The following is a 17,167-nucleotide window of genomic DNA, read 5'->3' as shown; positions in this document are numbered from 1 at the left end:
TATGTTGTGCTGTGTCATTCCGTCCAGCCGTGACAGGCCGGGTCGGCCGCAGACTACGACCGTGCCCGTACACATGTAGTGGTCATTGCTCGTCCGCCGCGACACGTCATCCCGCATCGTCGGGGCCCCTCGCTGGGTCCGCGGGTGCGGACCGTCCCACCCTTCCAGTGCGGTGGGACGCACAGCGGGTTGCAGCAGAAGACAAAAAAGGAGGTGGTGCGGGCCCCGGCCCGTACCGCCCCTTCCGGTGCGCTTGCTGTCGCCCGTCAGTCCGATGGCCTGCCGCATCACCCATCAGCCGAAATCTCGGCTCATCACGCCTCTACATCAATGGCCGACAACGTCGTATCAGGCTGCGGGGCGACTCGTGCCCTGCGGATCGGGCTGCCCCAGGTGGAAGCGCGGCTGGTCCGGGAACGGGCGGGGCTCGCGACAGGGGTCCTCTGAGTGGTCGCCGAGACGTTCGCTTTCGGGTGACTTCGCGGCCGGTTGCCGGTGATGACTCGCGGGCGGTGTCCGACCATCGCATTGTCCGAATCCGTCCGGACCGGCACGACCGAGGCCTCGGGAGATCTGGGAGACCGTTGTGCACATCCTGCTCGTGGCGAGCGCGTTCAACAGCCTCACTCAGCGTGTGCACGCCGAATTGAGGGACCGCGGCCACGCCGTGGCGGTGGAACTCGCACTGCGGGACAGGCCCGCGCGCGACGAGTCGCTGCGGCGGGCTGTGCGCGACTTCGCGCCCGACCTCATTCTGGCCCCGTTGCTGAAGACCGCCATCCCTCGGGATGTCTGGGCGGCGCACACCTGCCTGGTCGTCCACCCCGGCCCGCCGGGTGACCGCGGGCCGTCCTCCCTCGACTGGGCCATCCACGAAGGCGTGGACACATGGGGCGTGACGGTTCTGCAGGCCGACGAGGAGATGGATGCCGGCGACATCTGGGCATCGGCCACCTTCCCGGTGCCCCCGGTGGGCAAGAGCGACCTGTACCGCAACGAGGTCTCCGACGCCGCGTTGCAGGCCGTGCACCTCGCCGTCGAACGCTTCTCGTCCGGTACGTACGTTCCTCGTCCGCAGACCGGTGGGGACCAGGAGTCGCGCATCCGCACGCGGCCGTACCTGCGTCAGGAGCACCGTCGCATCGACTGGGAGTCGGACTCCACGGAAACGGTCCTGCGCAAGCTGCGGGCCGCCGACTCGTACCCCGGCGTGCGCGACGAACTGCTCGGGGGCGAATGGTTTCTGCACGGAGGGCACCCGGAGCACGAATTACGAGGCGGCCCGGGCGAGCTGGTGGCCGTACGGGCAGGGGCGATCTGCCGGGCGACGACCGACGGCGCGGTCTGGATTCCCGAGCTTCGTCCCCGCCGCAGGCCGGGAGGACCCGCCACGTTCAAACTGCCCGCCGTGACGGCGCTCGCCGGTCGTCTTCCCGCACTGCCTGAGCATCCCGCGCCGCTGTACGAGGAAGGGCGCCTGCGTGGCTGGAGCGACATCAGCTACCGGGAGGTGGGGCAGGCCGGATTCCTCTCGTTCTCCTTCCCCGGCGGTGCGATGAGCACGGCGCAGTGCCGACGTCTGCACGACGCCTACCTGTTGGCCTGCCGACGGCCCACCTCGGTGCTGGTACTGGGAGGTGGCCGGGACTTCTTCTCCAACGGCATCCACCTCAATGTCATCGAGGCCGCCGCCGACCCCGGCGAGGAGTCCTGGGCCAACATCAACGCCATGGACGACCTCGTTGAGGCCGTGCTGACCACGACCGACCGGCTGGTGGTCTCCGCCTTGGGTGGCAATGCGGCCGCGGGCGGGGTGATGCTCGCCCTGGCTGCGGACGAGGTCTGGTGCAGGTCGGGGGCGGTGCTGAACCCGCACTACCGCCTGATGGGGCTGTACGGCTCCGAGTACTGGACGTACACGCTGCCGCGCAGGGTGGGAGCCGCCGCCGCGGAACGCCTCACCGGCAAGGCGTTGCCGGTGAGCGCCGAGGCCGCGGTGCGACTCGGCCTGGTCGACCGGACGGTCGACTGCGATGCGCAGTCGTTCGCGGGCGAGGCCGCCCGGCTGGCGGCCCGTCTCGCCGCGTCGCCCGCGGCACTGTCGCGGATCGCCGCGAAGAAGTCCGAACGGGACCGGGACGAGGCCGACAGACCCTTGGCCGACTACCGGGCGGAGGAACTGGCCGTGATGCGGCGGACCTTCTTCGACCCGGGCTCGTCCTACCACGCACTGCGGCGTGCGTTCGTGCTCAAGGATCCCCAGCCTGTCCGGCCGTCGCACCCAGCCGCGGGCTCGACCGGCAGATCTGCGGGGGACCGGCCCGCCAGGGAGCCCGACGTCACCGGACTGGCGGCGCACCATGAGGCAGCCGCACCGAGCGCTTGGTACCAAGAACAGTGAAGGTCGATATGTCGGCCCTCGTATGTCTCTTTCCAGGGAGGCATCCTCATGGATGCAGCAACGACGAACACCGTGGACGCACCTGCTGCGGACACCGGAGAAGAGTCCCCGATCCACATCCTCTGGATCAACGCGGGGCTGAGCTGTGACGGCGACTCGGTATCCCTGACTGCCGCGATGCAGCCGAGCATCGAAGAGATCGTGGTCGGTGCGCTGCCCGGTCTGCCCAAGATCGAGGTCCACTGGCCGCTGATCGACTTCGACAGCGGTCCGGTGGGGGGTGCGGACACGTTCATCGAGTGGTTCTTCAAGGGTGAGCGCGGCGAGATCGACCCCTTCGTCCTGGTCGTCGAGGGTTCCATCCCGAACGAGACGATCAAGCCGGAGGGGTACTGGTGCGGCTTCGGAGACAACCCGGAGACCGGCCAGCCGATGACCACCAGCGAATGGATCGACCGGCTGGCGCCCAAGGCCCTGGCGGTCGTCGCCATCGGCACCTGCGCCACGTACGGCGGTATTCACGCGATGGCCGGTAACCCGACCGGAGCCATGGGCCTGCCCGACTATCTCGGCTGGGACTGGAAGTCGAAGGCCGGAATCCCGATCGTGTGCGTGCCCGGCTGCCCGATCCAGCCGGACAACTTCTCGGAGACCCTGACGTACCTGCTGTACCAGGCGGCGGGATCCGCTCCGATGATCCCGTTGGACGACAAGCTCCGTCCGACCTGGCTGTTCGGTGCCACCGTGCACGAGGGGTGCGACCGGGGCGGCTACTACGAACAGGGCGATTTCGCCGAGACCTACGACTCGCCCAAGTGCTCGGTCAAGCTCGGCTGCTGGGGCCCCGTCGTCAAGTGCAACGTACCCAAACGCGGTTGGATGAACGGCATCGGAGGCTGCCCGAACGTCGGCGGCATCTGTATCGCCTGCACCATGCCGGGCTTTCCCGACAAGTTCATGCCGTTCATGGAACAACCACCGGGCGCCAAGGTCTCCACCACCGCCAGCGGTGCGTACGGGACGGCTGTCCGCAGGCTCCGGGCGATCACGGCGAAGACCGTGGACAAGGAGCCGAAGTGGCGGCACAAGAGGAGCCGGCTGACCACCGGCTACCGGCCCCCGTGGTGAGCACGCCGAGGACACCGACGGCACCCCACACCTTCTCTTGGTGACGACCCCACCTCCCGCTTCTCAGAAGGGCTACGGCAGACACGATGGCACCGACAACGAAGGCAGCCGGCGACGGCAGCGGCCTGGTGGAGATGGCCTGGGATCCGATCACCCGGATCGTGGGCAGTCTCGGCATCCACACGAAGATCGACTTCAAGCAGAAGCGGGTCGCGGAGTGCTACAGCACCTCTTCGGTCTTCCGCGGCTACAGCGTTTTCATGCGGGGCAAGGACCCCCGGGACGCCCACTTCATCACCAGCCGCATCTGCGGGATCTGCGGCGACAACCACGCCACGTGTTCCGTGTACACGCAGAACATGGCGTACGGCGTGAAGCCACCGCACCTCGGTGAGTGGATCATCAACCTCGGCGAGTCCGCGGAGTACATGTTCGACCACAACATCTTCCAGGAGAACCTGGTCGGGGTCGACTACTGCGAAAAGATGGTCCGCGAGACCAATCCCGGAGTCCTGGAACTCGCCGAGCGCACCGAAGCGCCGCACGCCGGGGAGCACGGATACCGCACGATCGCCGACATCATGCGGTCGCTCAACCCCATCGAGGGCGAGTTCTACCGCGAGGCCCTCCAGGTGAGCCGCTACACGCGGGAGATGTTCTGCCTGATGGAGGGGCGCCATGTGCACCCCTCCACGCTCTATCCGGGCGGTGTGGGCACGGTCGCCTCCGTCCAGCTCTTCACGGACTACCTCAGCCGTCTCATGCGCTACGTGGAGTTCATGAAGCGGGTCGTGCCCCTGCACGACGACCTGTTCGACTTCTTCTACGAGGCCCTGCCCGGGTACGAAGAGGTCGGCCGCCGCCGGGTGCTGCTCGGCTGCTGGGGAGCGCTCAACGACCCCGAGCACTGCGACTTCACATACGCCAACATGAGCGACTGGGGACGGAAGATGTTCGTCACCCCCGGTGTGATCGTGGACGGCAAGCTGGTCACCAATGACCTGACCGAGATCAACCTCGGCATCCGGATCCTGCTGGGCAGTTCGTACTACGACGACTGGGAAGGCAAGGAGCAGTTCGTCACCCATGACCCGCTCGGCAACCCGGTCGACCCCCGCCACCCGTGGAACCAGCACACGATCCCCGCGCCGCAGAAGCGGAATTTCGACGACAAGTACAGCTGGGTGATGTCGCCGCGCTGGTTCGACGGCAAGGACCACCTGCCCCTGGACACCGGCGGCGGCCCCATCGCCCGTCTGTGGTCCACCGCGCTCTCCGGGCTCGTCGACGTCGGCTACGTCAAGGCCACCGGCCACAGCGTCCTCATCAACCTGCCGCGCACGATGACCAAGCCCGAGACCACCTTCGAGTGGAAGATCCCGAAGTGGAGCAACGCACTGGAGCGCAACCGCGCCCGCACCTACTTCCAGGCGTACGCGGCCGCGATCGCGCTGCACTGCGCCGAGAAGGGGCTTGAGGAGGTCCGCGCCGGACGTACGCAGACCTGGGAGAAGTTCGACGTCCCCGACGAGAGCATCGGTGTCGGATTCAGCGAGGCCGTACGCGGTGTGCTGTCGCACCACATGGTGATCAGGGACGGCAAGATCGCCAACTATCACCCCTACCCTCCGACGCCGTGGAACGCCAGTACCAGGGACAGCTACGGAACTCCCGGTCCCTACGAGGACGCCGTGCAGAACACGCCGATCTTCGAGGAGAACCCGCCGGAGAACTTCAAGGGCATCGACATCATGCGCACCGTGCGCAGCTTCGACCCCTGTCTCCCGTGCGGCGTCCACATGTACGTCGGCGGGGGCAGGACCGTGCAGAAGATGCACGTGCCCACCGGGCTGAGCGGACTGGGCGGATGAGCGCGACAACACATACCGCGGCAGCGAAGGTGCTCGACGCGGAGCAGGCCGGACATCGCATCGAAGAGGTGTTTGAGCAGCTGACGGCGGCCGGTGACCGCGAGGCCTCCGCAGCGGCCGAGGAACTGGTGCGGGTCCTGATGGACTTCTACGGCGCCGGGCTGGCCCGGATTCTTGACGGGCTCCAGTCCGCCCCGGACCGGGAAACCGGTGACACGCTGGACGAACTCCTGGGCGACGACCTTGTGTCGAGCCTGCTGGTCCTGCACGACCTGCACCCCGAGGACACCGGCACGCGGATCGGGCGGGCCCTCGCGGCGGTCCGCGATCCTGTCGAGGTGGTGACCTTCGACGAGGGCACGGGCACCCTGACACTGCGGACCGCCGGCACGGGCGGATGCGGCTGCGGCGGCGCATCGCCTGCGCAGCAGTCCGTCGAGAACGCCCTGGCCTGCTTCGCGCCGGAGGTGACCACGGTGGAGATGGAGCCCCCCTCCGCCACTCAGGAGCCGGCACTCCTCCAGATCGCAACCCGTCCGCCGCAGGCCGCGGCAACCGCCGGACCGGCCCCGGCCAGGACACCGTGAGCGCGCCCGTGACGTGGGCCGGGCGGCCCGCGCCCGCCTCGGGCATGCACACGCTGCGGCGGTTCGCGGCACCGCGCGCGCCCCGGCAGGAGCGGTGCGAACTCTGCGGAGTGCCGGTGACTGAGGGGAATCACCGGCATCTGGTGGACACCGAGCAGCGTTCGCTGGCGTGCGCCTGCACCCCCTGCGCCCTGCTGTTCGAGCGGCCCGGCGCCGCCCACGGCCGGTTCCTGAGCGTGCCGGACCGCTACCTGTCCGACCACGACCACCGTATCGACGACAGCGCGTGGGAACTCCTGCAGATCCCGGTCAGCGTCGCGTTCTTCTTCCGCAACACCGCACTGGACCGGCTGGTGGCGCTCTACCCGAGCCCTGCCGGAGCCACCGAATGCGAACTCGATCCGTCGACCTGGCAGACGGTTCTCGGCGTCAGCCGTCTCTCCGAGCTGCTCAAACCCGACGTGGAAGCACTGCTGTTGCGCCGCACCGACGGCCGGGCCGAGTGCTATCTGGTACCGATCGACATCTGCTACGAGCTGGTGGGACGCATGCGCCGACTGTGGCAGGGCTTCGACGGCGGAGCCGAGGCCCGTGCCGATCTGCAGGCCTTCTTCGCACACGTGGAACGCCGGGCCGAGGCAATGGAGGGGGAGCGACGACCATGACGGACTTCACCTTCACCTGCACCGGCGTACGCGCCGACCCGTACGCGGCCGGCCCCACCCTCGTCTTCCGGCTCCGCATCACCGCATCCGAAGAGACGCGAGTGCACGCACTCGCGCTGCGCTGCCAGATCCGCATCGAGCCGGCCCGGCGCGGCTACGGAACCACTGAGGCCGAGGGCCTGACGGACCTGTTCGGAGAGCGCTCACGGTGGGGCAGCGCACTCCAGCCCGTGCAGTTCGCCCAGATCCCGGTCATGGTTCCCGCGTTCACCGGGACGACCGAGACGGACGTCGTCGTGCCCTGCACATATGACCTGGAGATCGCCGCATCACGGTACTTGAACACGCTGACGGATGGTGAGGTGCCGCTGCTCATGCTCTTCTCCGGCACCGCCTTCACCGGTTCCGGCGGCTTCCGGGCCGAGCCGGTGCCCTGGGACCTGGAGGCACCCTTCCGGATGCCGGTGGCGGTGTGGCAGGAGATGATCGACCAGCACTTCCCGGGCTGCGGCTGGATCCGCCTTCCCCGCTGCACCATGAATGCACTGCTCGAATTCCGCTCCCGGCACGCACTGCCCTCCTGGGAGGCGACTGTCCAGGCGCTTCTCGACACAGCCGGGACCACGGCCGTCCAGCCGCCGGACCGAGGATTCGCCGACGCCGGACTCGCCGGACTCGCCGAGAGGACGGCGCAATGACCGCATCCGCGCTCACCCCCGCGCTGGAAGCCCGTTTCGCCGCCGCCCGTGGCGTGGCCGACGCCGTCCTCTTCGAGGGCTACGTCCTGTACCCGTACCGTGCCTCGGCGGCCAAGAACCGGCTCCGCTGGCAGTTCGGGGTGCTGGTACCACCGGCCTGGGCGGCAGCCGCCGAAGAGTACGAATTCCAGCACACCGAGTGCCTGATGGAACCGAGGGCCGACGCGACTCTGGCGGCCGAGGTGCGGTTCCTGCACGCCCAACGGCGCACCGTGCAGCAGCTCCGCGACGACGGCACCTTCGAGACAGTTCCCGAACTCCACCTCACCGACCGGGTCCTGGTCCCCTGGGACGAGGGTGCGGAGGAACGAGTCGAAGCACTCGCCACCGTGGCCGAGCTCACCGGCGACGGAGTCGTCGTACCCTTCACGCGCCCGGCACGCGAGGAGACCGAAACCGTCTGCGACGAGGACGGCCGGACCGTGGGCCGTCTGGTGCGCCGCCGCGAGGCGATCAGCGGCGCGGTACGGCTGTCCGCTGCCGAACTCGACGGCCCGTACCGGGCGATGCGGCTCACCGCCGTCGTGGAGAACACCAGCACGTGGACGCCGGATGCCAGTGATGCCGACCGCGACGCCGCTCTGCCGAGGTCACTGGTGGCCGCCCACCTTCTCCTGGGCCTGAGCGCAGGCTCGTTCCTCTCGATGACGGACCCTCCCGAGTGGGCCAAGGGCGCAGTCGCGGACTGCCGGAATCTGCACACCTGGCCCGTACTCGCCGGGGAGCCCGGCCGCGCGGACCTGGTGCTCTCGTCCCCGATCATCCTCGAGGACCACCCGGCCATCGCCCCGGAGAGCCCCGGAGCGCTCTACGACTCCACGGAGATCGACGAGATCCTCGCGCTGCGCACGGGTGCCCTGACGGACCAGGAGAAGCGCGAGGCGCGCGGGACGGACGACCGGGCGGCCGCCGTGATCGACCTGGCCGACTCGATGCCGCCCGAGGTCCTGGAGCGGCTGCACGGCGCGGTGCGGGCCCTGCGGGAGGTCACCGAGCCGGGTGCGCCCGCAACCGTTGTGTCCGACGGACTTCCGCAAGTGCCGGAAGGATCCCACGAGTACGACCTGATCCGGCCGGACCAGCCGTGGTGGGACCCGGCCGCCGACGCCGGCGCCGACCCGGCCCACGACCGGATCCTGGTGGACGGCCGGTCGGTGGGCGCGGGCAGCCGCGTGCTCCTGCGTCCGGGCCTGCGCCGCACCGACGCCCAGGACCTCTTTCTGCAAGGGCGCAGCGCACTGGTCGAAGCGGTACTCCACGATGTGGACGGCACAGTTCACCTGGCCGTCACCGTGGAGGGCGATCCGGGTGCGGACATCCGGCGCGAGCAGGGCCGGTTCCTGTACTTTCAGCCCGACGAGGTCGCACCACTGGAGGACGCATGACAGCGCCCCCGGAGCGGAGAACGACGACTCTCGTCGCGGGCGTCGGGAACATCTTCCTCGGCGACGACGGCTTCGGTGTCGAGACCGTACGGCAACTAACGTCAAAAGCTTTACCCAGCCACGTGGAAGCGGTGGACATCGGGGTGCGCGGAGTCCACCTCGCGTACCAGCTTCTCGACGGATACGACACGTTGGTCCTGATCGATGCCACCGAACGCGGTGGTGATCCGGGAACGCTGTATCTGATCGAGGCCGACCGGGCAGGCCGGATCGAGCCGCAGGAAGCTCTGCTCGACGGCCACCGGATGTCCCCCGACGCGGTCCTGACCCTGCTGGAAACCCTGTGTGCCGGAACGAGCTGCACCCCGCCGGGACGCACGCTTGTCGTCGGATGCGAACCCGCCTGCGTCGAGGAAGGCATCGGTCTGAGCGATCCCGTGGCCGCTGCCGTACCGGAGGCCGTGAACATGGTCCTGCGTCTTGTGCGGGACGACCAACGGACCGCGCCCACCGCACAGTCGGCGGCGGACCCGGTCATCAACTGAGGAGACGAACAACGTGATGAAGAAGATCATCATCGGCGGCGCGGTCGCTGCCGCCGTTGCCGCGCTCGTGGCACAGATCATGCCCGACATCAAACGCTACCTGCGCATCCGGATGATGTGACGGCAGCGCATCCGCAGGTCACGGGCTGCACCGAACGACGTACGTACCGTCCGGCCTCGGCGAGCCAGCCCGGCCGCGGCTGCGACTCCCCGGTGTAATGACGCGGGCAGGACGGAGACCCATGCACGAGATGTCCATCGCCATGGCCGTGGTCAGCCAGGTGGAAGAAGCAGCCCTCGCCGACGGCGCCATCGCCGTCACATCCGTCCGGCTCCAGGTCGGCGAGCTGGCCGGAGTGGTCCCGGACGCACTGTCCTTCTGTTTTGAACTGGCCTGCGCCGGGACCGTGCTGGAAGGCGCGGAACTCGTGGTCGACGCCGTACAGGCGCGAGCACGCTGCGCGCCCTGTACGGACGAATGGGCGGTCGGAATGCCACCGCAGCTGTGCTGCCCCTCGTGCGGCGAGGCAACCGCGGAGCTGCTTTCGGGCCGCGAACTGCAGATCGCCGACGTCCACTGGGACGAAGGACCTGCGCAGAGACGTATCCGTGAAACGATTTCCGAGGAGCGCTGAACCATGTGCCGTGTGGTCGATCTGCAGCAGGCGGTACTCGCGAAGAACGACACGACAGCGCATCGCCTGCGCACCGAACTTGCCGCCCGCGGCACCGCGGTCGTCAATCTGCTTTCCAGCCCGGGCAGCGGGAAGACGGCCCTGCTCGAACGCGAACTGGTCCTGGCCCGTGAGACGGGCGTCCCCGTTGCGGCGCTGACCGCCGACCTGGCCACCGAGAACGACGCCATGCGCCTGGCCCGCTCCGGAGCCCCGGTCAAGCAGGTGCTCACCGACGGACTCTGTCACCTGGAGGCCCACATGCTGGGCGGGCACCTCGACGGGTGGCTGCCCGAGGACACCCGGCTCCTCTTCGTAGAGAACGTCGGCAACCTGGTCTGCCCGGCCTCGTACGATCTCGGCGAAACTCTGAGGGTCGTCCTCGCCTCTGTCACCGAGGGCGAGGACAAGCCGCTGAAGTACCCCACCGCCTTCGGGCTGGCGCATCTGGTGCTCGTCACCAAGACGGACATCGCCGAGGCTGCGGCCTTCGATGAGGATGCGTTCCGCGCCCACGTCGAGCAGGTCAATCCCGGTGTGGAGGTGCTCCTCACCTCTGCCCGGCGTGGTGACGGCGTCGGGGCACTCCTCGAACGGGCGCTGAACGCCGCGAACGGCGCCCCGGTGCATCGGCCTGTCATGGCCCAGCAGCACCACTCCACGCACACCCATGCACACGCCGAGCCCGGCGAGGCTTCCCACGCCCACCCCCACACGCATGCCGGCCGGGGCGAGCCGGGCGCTGCGACGGAGGCGTCCGGCGCCATGGCGCAGACCCGCGCGTGACGACGCAACGGTCCGGCCCGGCCATGGACGAGCCGACGCAGCGTCGCCGCGTCACCGTCCGGGGCGTCGTCCAAGGCGTCGGGTTCCGGCCCTACTTGTACACACGCGCCCTCGCGATGGGCCTGGCGGGACACGTCACCAACACCCCCGAGGGCGTCGTCGCGGAAGTCGAGGGCTCACCGGCTGCCGTGGCCCTGTTCTGCGAAGGGATCGCCACGGACGCACCGCCCATGGCCGTCCTCGATTCCGTCGAGCACAGGGAAGTCCCCGCCGCGGGCGGTGCCGGATTCACCATCGTCGCCTCCCGGACCGGTGGACCTTCCCGCACTCTGGTCCCCCCGGACGTGGCCACCTGCGCCGACTGCCTTGCCGAGCTGGCCGACCCCGCGGACCGGCGCCACCGGCACCCGTTCATCACCTGCACCAACTGCGGGCCGCGGTTCACCATCGTCACGGATCTGCCGTACGACCGCGCGAACACGACCATGGCCCGCTTCCCCATGTGCCACGACTGCGCCCGCGAGTACGCAGACCCCGCAGACCGCCGCTTCCATGCCCAGCCGGTCGCCTGCCACCGATGCGGCCCCCGCCTCGATCTGCTGGCGGCTCACCCGGACCCGAACAAGGCCCCGCGACGCGTTACCACAACGAACCCGGTCGCCGAGGCCCGCAGACTCCTGGCCGGCGGCGCGATCCTCGCCGTCAAGGGGCTCGGCGGATACCACCTCGCGTGCGACGCGACCAACGCCCGGGCCGTGGCCGCGCTTCGCCGCCGCAAGGCCCGTGGCGACAAGCCGTTCGCCCTGATGGCCCGCGAAATCAGCGACATCGAACACCTCGTCCATGCCGGCCCAAAGGAGCGGGCCCTGCTCACAGATGTGGTCCGGCCGATCGTCCTTTTGAGGCGCCGCAGCCGCGCCGTCCCCGGGCCGGGCGCCCCGGCCCCGTCGGACAACGTGGCCCCGGGCAGCCCCGACCTCGGCGTCATGCTTGCCTACACCCCCCTGCACCACCTGCTCCTCGGCCTGCCCGGCGACCCGGCCGGGCCGCGCCTTCTCGTCATGACAAGTGGCAACGTGGCCGGCGAGCCGATCGTCACGGACGACGCCGAAGCGCTGGCCCGGCTCGCCCGCCTGGCAGACGCCTGGCTGACCCACGACCGGCCGATCCATGTACCGTGCGACGACTCCGTCGTACGCGTCTGTGACGGGGAACTGCTGACCGTACGCCGCTCACGCGGTTACGCCCCCCGGCCCGTCGAACTGCCGCTCCCGGTACCGGCGATCCTCGCCGCGGGCGGCGACCTGAAGAACACCCTGTGCCTGGCGGAGGGGCGCAGAGCATGGCTGTCCGCCCACATCGGTGACATGGACGACCTCGCCACACAGCAAGCTTTCGAGCACGCCGGACAGCAACTGGAGACCATCACCGGGGTGCGACCCGAGGTCCTGGCCGTCGACAGACATCCCGGATACCGCTCGGGTAAGTTGACACGCCGTCTGGCCGGCGAACGGCACGTCGTACGCGTGCAGCACCATCACGCACACATCGCCTCCACAATGGCCGAACACGGCCTGGACGGCAGCCGGCGGGTGATCGGCGTCGCGTTCGACGGCACCGGCTACGGCGACGACGGAGCCGTGTGGGGCGGAGAGATCCTTCTCGCGGACTACGACGGATACCACCGGTTCGGGCATCTCGCGTACGTCCCTCTGCCGGGCGGCGACGCCGCCGTACGGCGTCCCTACCGCATGGCCCTGGCACACCTGCACACGGCAGGAATCGGCTGGGCGCAGGACCTGCCGTGCGTGGCGGCCTGCCCGCCCGATGAACTGAGCGTGCTTTTCCGGCAGCTGGAGCAGAATCTCAACTGCGCACCCACCTCCAGCATGGGCCGGCTGTTCGACGCCGTCGCCTCCCTCACCGGCATCTGTCACCGGGCCGGATACGAGGCCCAGGCCGCCGTCCAACTTGAAACCGCCGCGCTCCAGGCGGCCGAGGACGACTGCGCGGGATACGGCTTTGCGCTGCGCCCTGCCGCACCGGACAGCGGGAGCGCACTGATCGCCGATGCTGCGCCCGTACTGTCGGCGGTGGTCGAGGACGTGCGCGCGGGTAATGCGCCGGGAGTCATCGCGGCACGCTTCCACGAGTCGGTCGCCGCCCTCGTCCGCAGAACCTGCGTCCTGGCGCGTGAGCAGCACGGTCTGGACACCGTGGTCCTGACCGGCGGAGTGTTCGCCAACACCCGGCTCTCCTCGTCCTGCGCCCGGATGCTTCGCGAAATCGACTTCACCGTCCTGCGGCACCACCAGATTCCCCCGAACGACGGGGGGCTGGCACTGGGGCAGGCGGTGATCGCTGCCCGAACCCGCGCCGTCCGAACACTGGGCAGCCGCGGCGGCGCGGCGCGGGGGAGTGCAGTCACCCACTGACGGCGTGTCCCGGCTGGACCGGGCAGGCGGATCAATCACAGCAAGGAGAAGCCATGTGCCTGGCGGTGCCCGGCAGAGTACTGGAAATCGAGGAACGGGACGGCACACGCATGGCCACCGTCGATTTCGGCGGAGTGGTCAAGGAAGCATGTCTGGAGTATCTGCCGGACCTTCAGGTCGGCGACTACGCCATTGTCCACGTCGGGTTCGCCCTGCAGAAACTGGACGAGGAGTCGGCCCGGCAGACGCTGGAGCTGTTCGCCCAACTCGGACTGCTTCAAGAAGAGTTCGGCGACCCGTGGGAAATGGCCGCAGAGGCGGGCGGACTGCCGCTGCCCGGCGTCGGTGAAGCACCGCAGGAGGCGCAGCAGTGAAGTACATCGACGAATTCCAAGACCCTCGACTGGCCCAGCGGCTGCTCGACGAGATCCGCTCCACCGTGACCAGGCCGTGGGCGCTGATGGAGGTCTGCGGTGGGCAGACCCACACCATCATCCGGCACGGCATCGATCAACTGCTGCCGGACCAGGTGGAACTGATCCATGGACCGGGCTGCCCGGTATGTGTCACCCCTCTGGAAGTCATCGACAAGGCGCTGGAGATCGCTTCCCGCCCGGAGGTGATCTTCTGTTCCTTCGGCGACATGCTCCGCGTCCCCGGCACCGGCCGGGACCTGTTCCGGGTCCGAAGCGAGGGCGGCGACGTACGCGTCGTCTACTCCCCGCTCGACGCGCTGAAGATCGCCCAGCAGAACCCGGAGCGGGAGGTCGTCTTCTTCGGAATCGGCTTCGAAACCACCGCGCCTCCTAACGCGATGACGGTCTATCAGGCGCGTCGGCTCGGTATCCGCAACTTCAGTCTGCTGGTGTCCCACGTCCGGGTGCCGCCGGCGATCGAGGCGATCATGCAGTCGCCGAACTGCCGGGTGCAGGCATTCCTCGCCGCAGGCCATGTATGCAGCGTGATGGGCGTGGGCGAGTATCCCGAGCTGGCCGAGCGGTTCGGCGTCCCGATCGTGGTGACCGGATTCGAACCGCTGGACATCCTGGAAGGCGTGCGCCGGACCGTGGCGCAGCTGGAACGCGGTGAACACACGGTGGACAATGCCTACCCGCGCGCGGTGCGTCCCGAGGGAAACCCTGCCGCTCTGGCCATGCTGGAGGACGTCTTCGAGGTGACCGACCGGGCTTGGCGCGGCATCGGCGTCATCCCCGGCAGCGGCTGGCGGCTCGCCCCGCGCTATCGGGACTACGACGCCGAATACCGCTTCTCGGTGACTGGTATCGATACCTGTGAACCCGCTCAGTGCCGCAGCGGAGAGGTCCTGCAGGGCTTGCTGAAGCCCCACGAATGCGAGGCATTCGGTACCACCTGCACTCTTCGCACCCCGCTCGGAGCCACCATGGTCTCCAGCGAGGGCGCCTGCGCCGCTTACTACCTCTACCGGCGACTGGACATGAAGAAGACCGCGCCTGTGGAGGCGAGTTCCGTTGGATGAGACCGTCGAGACCCCCACGCGCGGTGGCACAACCCATTCGGCAGCGCCTGCCTCCGGTGCCCCGCCGCTCGATCCCACGGCATGGACGTGCCCCGCCCCGCTGCGGGATCACCCGCGTATCGTGATGGGCCACGGCGGTGGCGGCGCGCTCTCCGCCGAACTGGTCCGGCACATCTTCGCCCCCGCCTTCGGAGGCGAGGCGCTCGCGCAGATGGGTGATTCGGCATCCGTTTCGCTGGGCGGCGCCCGACTGGCCTTCTCCACCGACTCCTTCGTGGTGCGGCCGCTGTTCTTCCCCGGTGGCAGCATTGGCGACCTCGCGGTCAACGGCACCGTCAACGACCTGGCCATGAGCGGTGCGCGTGCCGCTTATCTGTCCTGCGGATTCATCCTGGAAGAGGGCGTCGAGCTCTCCGTCGTCGCGCGCGTGGCCGACGCCTTCGGCGCCGCCGCGCGAAACGCGGGCGTCGAGGTGGCGACGGGGGACACCAAGGTGGTCGAAGCCGGGCACGGAGACGGCATCTTCATCAACACCGCCGGCATCGGCCTCATCCCGGCCGGCATCGATCTGACTCCGCAGCGTGTCGTCCCGGGTGACGTCGTGATCGTCAGTGGGGCGATCGGTGTCCATGGCGTGGCCATCATGAGCGTGCGCGAAGGCCTGGAGTTCGGGGTCGAGATCGAGAGCGACTGCGCGGCTCTGGGAGGACTCGTGCAGGCCATGCTCGCGGTCACCCCGGACCTGCACGTACTGCGCGACCCCACCCGCGGGGGGCTCGCCGCATCCCTCCACGAGATCGCAGAGGCGTCGGGCACCGGCGTCGTGATCCAGGAGCGACGCGTTCCTGTCCCTCCGCCGGTGGCCAATGCCTGCGCCGTCCTGGGGCTTGACCCGATGTACGTCGCCAATGAGGGGAAACTGGTGGCGTTCGTACCGCGTGAACACGCCGATGCGGTTCTGGACGCGATGCGTGCACACCCCCTGGGCCGGGACGCGGCGGTGATCGGTGAGGTGGTGGACGCCCACCCCGGCATGGTGGTGGCCCGCACCGGGCTCGGCGGTACACGGGTGGTCGACCTGCCGGTCGGGGAGCAGTTGCCGCGGATCTGCTGACGGCCCGCGCGGGGCTCTGGCCGCAGAGCGAGAGACCCGTTCCGGCACAGGGCCGGGACGGGTCTCCTCGTGCGGGTCCGGCAGCACCGGCAGGCATCGCACCGAACCGGCCATTTCGAATGGCAGGCCGTCACCCTGCGCATGCTGCCTCTCCTGAGCCCGCGCCCGGCGAAGGAACCGGGCGTCACAACTCTGCCGGCAGAGGGATGCTGCCCTCCGGCTCCGGCTCCGCAGTGGGCAGGAATTGGCCGATGAGGGTCTTGTAGAGGAACGCGCCGACCAGTCCACCTACGAGCGGGCCAACGATCGGCACCCAGTAGTAGAGATTCCCATACTGGTCCCGCCACGCTCCTCCGTACCCGGTGAGGAAACTCGCGAGCCGGGGCCCGAAGTCACGCGCCGGATTGATTGCATACCCGGCGTTGGTGCCCCACGCCATACCGATGGCCACGACGATGAGGCCCACGACGAACGGGCCGAGATTGGCACCCGGTGGCGTATTGAGAAGGTCTGTGACTGCGAAGATGAGCAGCACGAGAATGGCTGTTCCGATGACCTGGTCCCGTAGCGCCCCCCATTCGCTCACCGGAAGCGCGGGGTTCCCGTTGGCGGGCAGCGTCGAGAAAACGGTTTGCGTCTTGATCGTGTGCCCCGGGTCCGCCCTCGCCAGGGCCTCGGTGTAATTCCAACGCACCACCAGGGCACCGAAGAAGGCTCCTGCGAGCTGCGCGAGTGCGTAGGGGGCCACTTTGTTCCAGGGGAAATCCTTGAAGGCGGCGAGTGAAAGAGTCACAGCGGGATTGAGGTGCGCTCCGCTCAGCCTGCCCGCCACGTAGACACCCAGAGTGACTCCGAGGCCCCATGCCCAGGCGATGCTGTCGTGATTCCCGAGGCCTCCCGCCGGGTCGGTGAGTGCTCCGCCGGCTACGACTTGGGCCACGACACCACAGCCGAAGAGGATGAGCACCATCGTGCCGAGGAACTCCGCCGAGAGTTCCCCGACGATTCCCGACGTCTTGAGCCGCTCCATGGGATCTCGCTTCCTGTCGAGTAATCACGACCTTTGGCGGCATGGGCATAGATCCACATCTGAGCGTAGCCGCAGAGAATTTGATCCGCATTTGCTGGCCGAATCCCTGCCGACGGCGCCGGGCTTCCCTCCGCCTTGCGATGCACCGCATCTGACGCCGCGCGCTGATCCACCACGGATTACGGGACGGCCCTTAGCTTGACGTTTAACCCCGGCAAGATCATGTCTTGTCGGGGTTCGTCATGCGCCGGACAGCAGGCGCGGCCGCCTGTGATGCTCGAAGTGTTGAG

16 protein-coding genes are annotated in these 17,167 nt (G+C 68.7%); 15 read left to right on the top strand and 1 reads right to left on the bottom strand.

Annotated features, from left to right (window positions below; all coding sequences use genetic code 11):
- The first annotated feature begins 586 nt into the window (after positions 1 to 586).
- The 15 genes from ABT115_RS28505 (at position 587) to hypE (ending at position 15,847) form a co-directional block, all read left to right on the top strand.
- Entirely contained in the window at positions 587 to 2,401 is a 1,815-nt protein-coding gene (locus tag ABT115_RS28505) for a hydrogenase maturation protein (RefSeq protein ID WP_351795628.1), read from the top strand.
- A gap of 48 nt (positions 2,402 to 2,449) precedes the next feature.
- Positions 2,450 to 3,529 (top strand): NADH-quinone oxidoreductase subunit B family protein, encoded by a 1,080-nt coding sequence (locus ABT115_RS28500; protein ID WP_351795625.1) that lies wholly within the window; start codon positions 2,450 to 2,452, stop codon positions 3,527 to 3,529.
- A gap of 86 nt (positions 3,530 to 3,615) precedes the next feature.
- Complete coding sequence (locus ABT115_RS28495; RefSeq protein ID WP_351795623.1) at positions 3,616 to 5,400, top strand: nickel-dependent hydrogenase large subunit; 1,785 nt, start codon at positions 3,616 to 3,618, stop codon at positions 5,398 to 5,400.
- Positions 5,397 to 5,987: a NifU-related iron-sulfur-binding protein gene (locus ABT115_RS28490; RefSeq protein WP_351795620.1), complete on the top strand. Its 591-nt coding sequence runs from the start codon at positions 5,397 to 5,399 to the stop codon at positions 5,985 to 5,987. The genes ABT115_RS28495 and ABT115_RS28490 overlap by 4 nt, the downstream gene beginning before the upstream one ends.
- 44 nt (positions 5,988 to 6,031) lie before the next feature.
- Positions 6,032 to 6,652 carry a DUF5947 family protein gene (locus ABT115_RS28485; protein WP_351795665.1) on the top strand — a complete coding sequence of 207 codons (621 nt, stop codon included), beginning with the start codon at positions 6,032 to 6,034 and terminating at the stop codon, positions 6,650 to 6,652.
- Positions 6,649 to 7,350, top strand: a complete 702-nt coding sequence (locus tag ABT115_RS28480) for a DUF6084 family protein (protein WP_351795618.1) — start codon at positions 6,649 to 6,651, stop codon at positions 7,348 to 7,350. Before ABT115_RS28485 ends, ABT115_RS28480 begins: the two co-directional genes overlap by 4 nt.
- On the top strand, positions 7,347 to 8,795 hold the full coding sequence (locus tag ABT115_RS28475; RefSeq protein ID WP_351795615.1) for a hypothetical protein: 1,449 nt from the start codon (positions 7,347 to 7,349) through the stop codon (positions 8,793 to 8,795). The genes ABT115_RS28480 and ABT115_RS28475 overlap by 4 nt, the downstream gene beginning before the upstream one ends.
- Positions 8,792 to 9,340 (top strand): hydrogenase maturation protease, encoded by a 549-nt coding sequence (locus ABT115_RS28470; protein ID WP_351795612.1) that lies wholly within the window; start codon positions 8,792 to 8,794, stop codon positions 9,338 to 9,340. Before ABT115_RS28475 ends, ABT115_RS28470 begins: the two co-directional genes overlap by 4 nt.
- Before the next feature lie 16 nt (positions 9,341 to 9,356).
- Positions 9,357 to 9,461: a DUF6893 family small protein gene (locus ABT115_RS30970; protein ID WP_502969182.1), complete on the top strand. Its 105-nt coding sequence runs from the start codon at positions 9,357 to 9,359 to the stop codon at positions 9,459 to 9,461.
- A 121-nt stretch (positions 9,462 to 9,582) separates the two neighbouring features.
- Complete coding sequence (gene hypA, locus ABT115_RS28465) at positions 9,583 to 9,975, top strand: hydrogenase maturation nickel metallochaperone HypA (RefSeq protein ID WP_351795610.1); 393 nt, start codon at positions 9,583 to 9,585, stop codon at positions 9,973 to 9,975.
- Between the two features lie 3 nt (positions 9,976 to 9,978).
- Complete coding sequence (gene hypB / locus ABT115_RS28460; protein ID WP_351795607.1) at positions 9,979 to 10,800, top strand: hydrogenase nickel incorporation protein HypB; 822 nt, start codon at positions 9,979 to 9,981, stop codon at positions 10,798 to 10,800.
- A gap of 23 nt (positions 10,801 to 10,823) precedes the next feature.
- Complete coding sequence (gene hypF / locus ABT115_RS28455) at positions 10,824 to 13,235, top strand: carbamoyltransferase HypF (protein ID WP_351795662.1); 2,412 nt, start codon at positions 10,824 to 10,826, stop codon at positions 13,233 to 13,235.
- A gap of 53 nt (positions 13,236 to 13,288) precedes the next feature.
- The gene (locus tag ABT115_RS28450) at positions 13,289 to 13,609 is read left to right on the top strand and encodes a HypC/HybG/HupF family hydrogenase formation chaperone (RefSeq protein WP_351795605.1); all 321 of its coding nucleotides are present in this window, start codon (positions 13,289 to 13,291) and stop codon (positions 13,607 to 13,609) included.
- A complete protein-coding gene (hypD, locus tag ABT115_RS28445; RefSeq protein ID WP_351795603.1) occupies positions 13,606 to 14,733 on the top strand; it encodes a hydrogenase formation protein HypD in 1,128 nt (375 codons plus the stop codon). Before ABT115_RS28450 ends, hypD begins: the two co-directional genes overlap by 4 nt.
- 100 nt (positions 14,734 to 14,833) lie before the next feature.
- On the top strand, positions 14,834 to 15,847 hold the full coding sequence (gene hypE / locus ABT115_RS28440) for a hydrogenase expression/formation protein HypE (RefSeq protein ID WP_351795659.1): 1,014 nt from the start codon (positions 14,834 to 14,836) through the stop codon (positions 15,845 to 15,847).
- Positions 15,848 to 16,031: 184 nt separating this feature from the next.
- Here hypE and ABT115_RS28435 read toward each other — a convergent pair whose 3' ends face one another.
- Positions 16,032 to 16,877, bottom strand: a complete 846-nt coding sequence (locus tag ABT115_RS28435) for an MIP/aquaporin family protein (RefSeq protein ID WP_351795600.1) — start codon at positions 16,875 to 16,877, stop codon at positions 16,032 to 16,034.
- Positions 16,878 to 17,167 lie beyond the last annotated feature (290 nt).

Source organism: Streptomyces sp. NPDC001832 (assembly GCF_040297265.1).
Lineage (GTDB): Bacteria > Actinomycetota > Actinomycetes > Streptomycetales > Streptomycetaceae > Streptomyces.
This window is presented reverse-complemented; position numbering and strand designations above follow the sequence as displayed.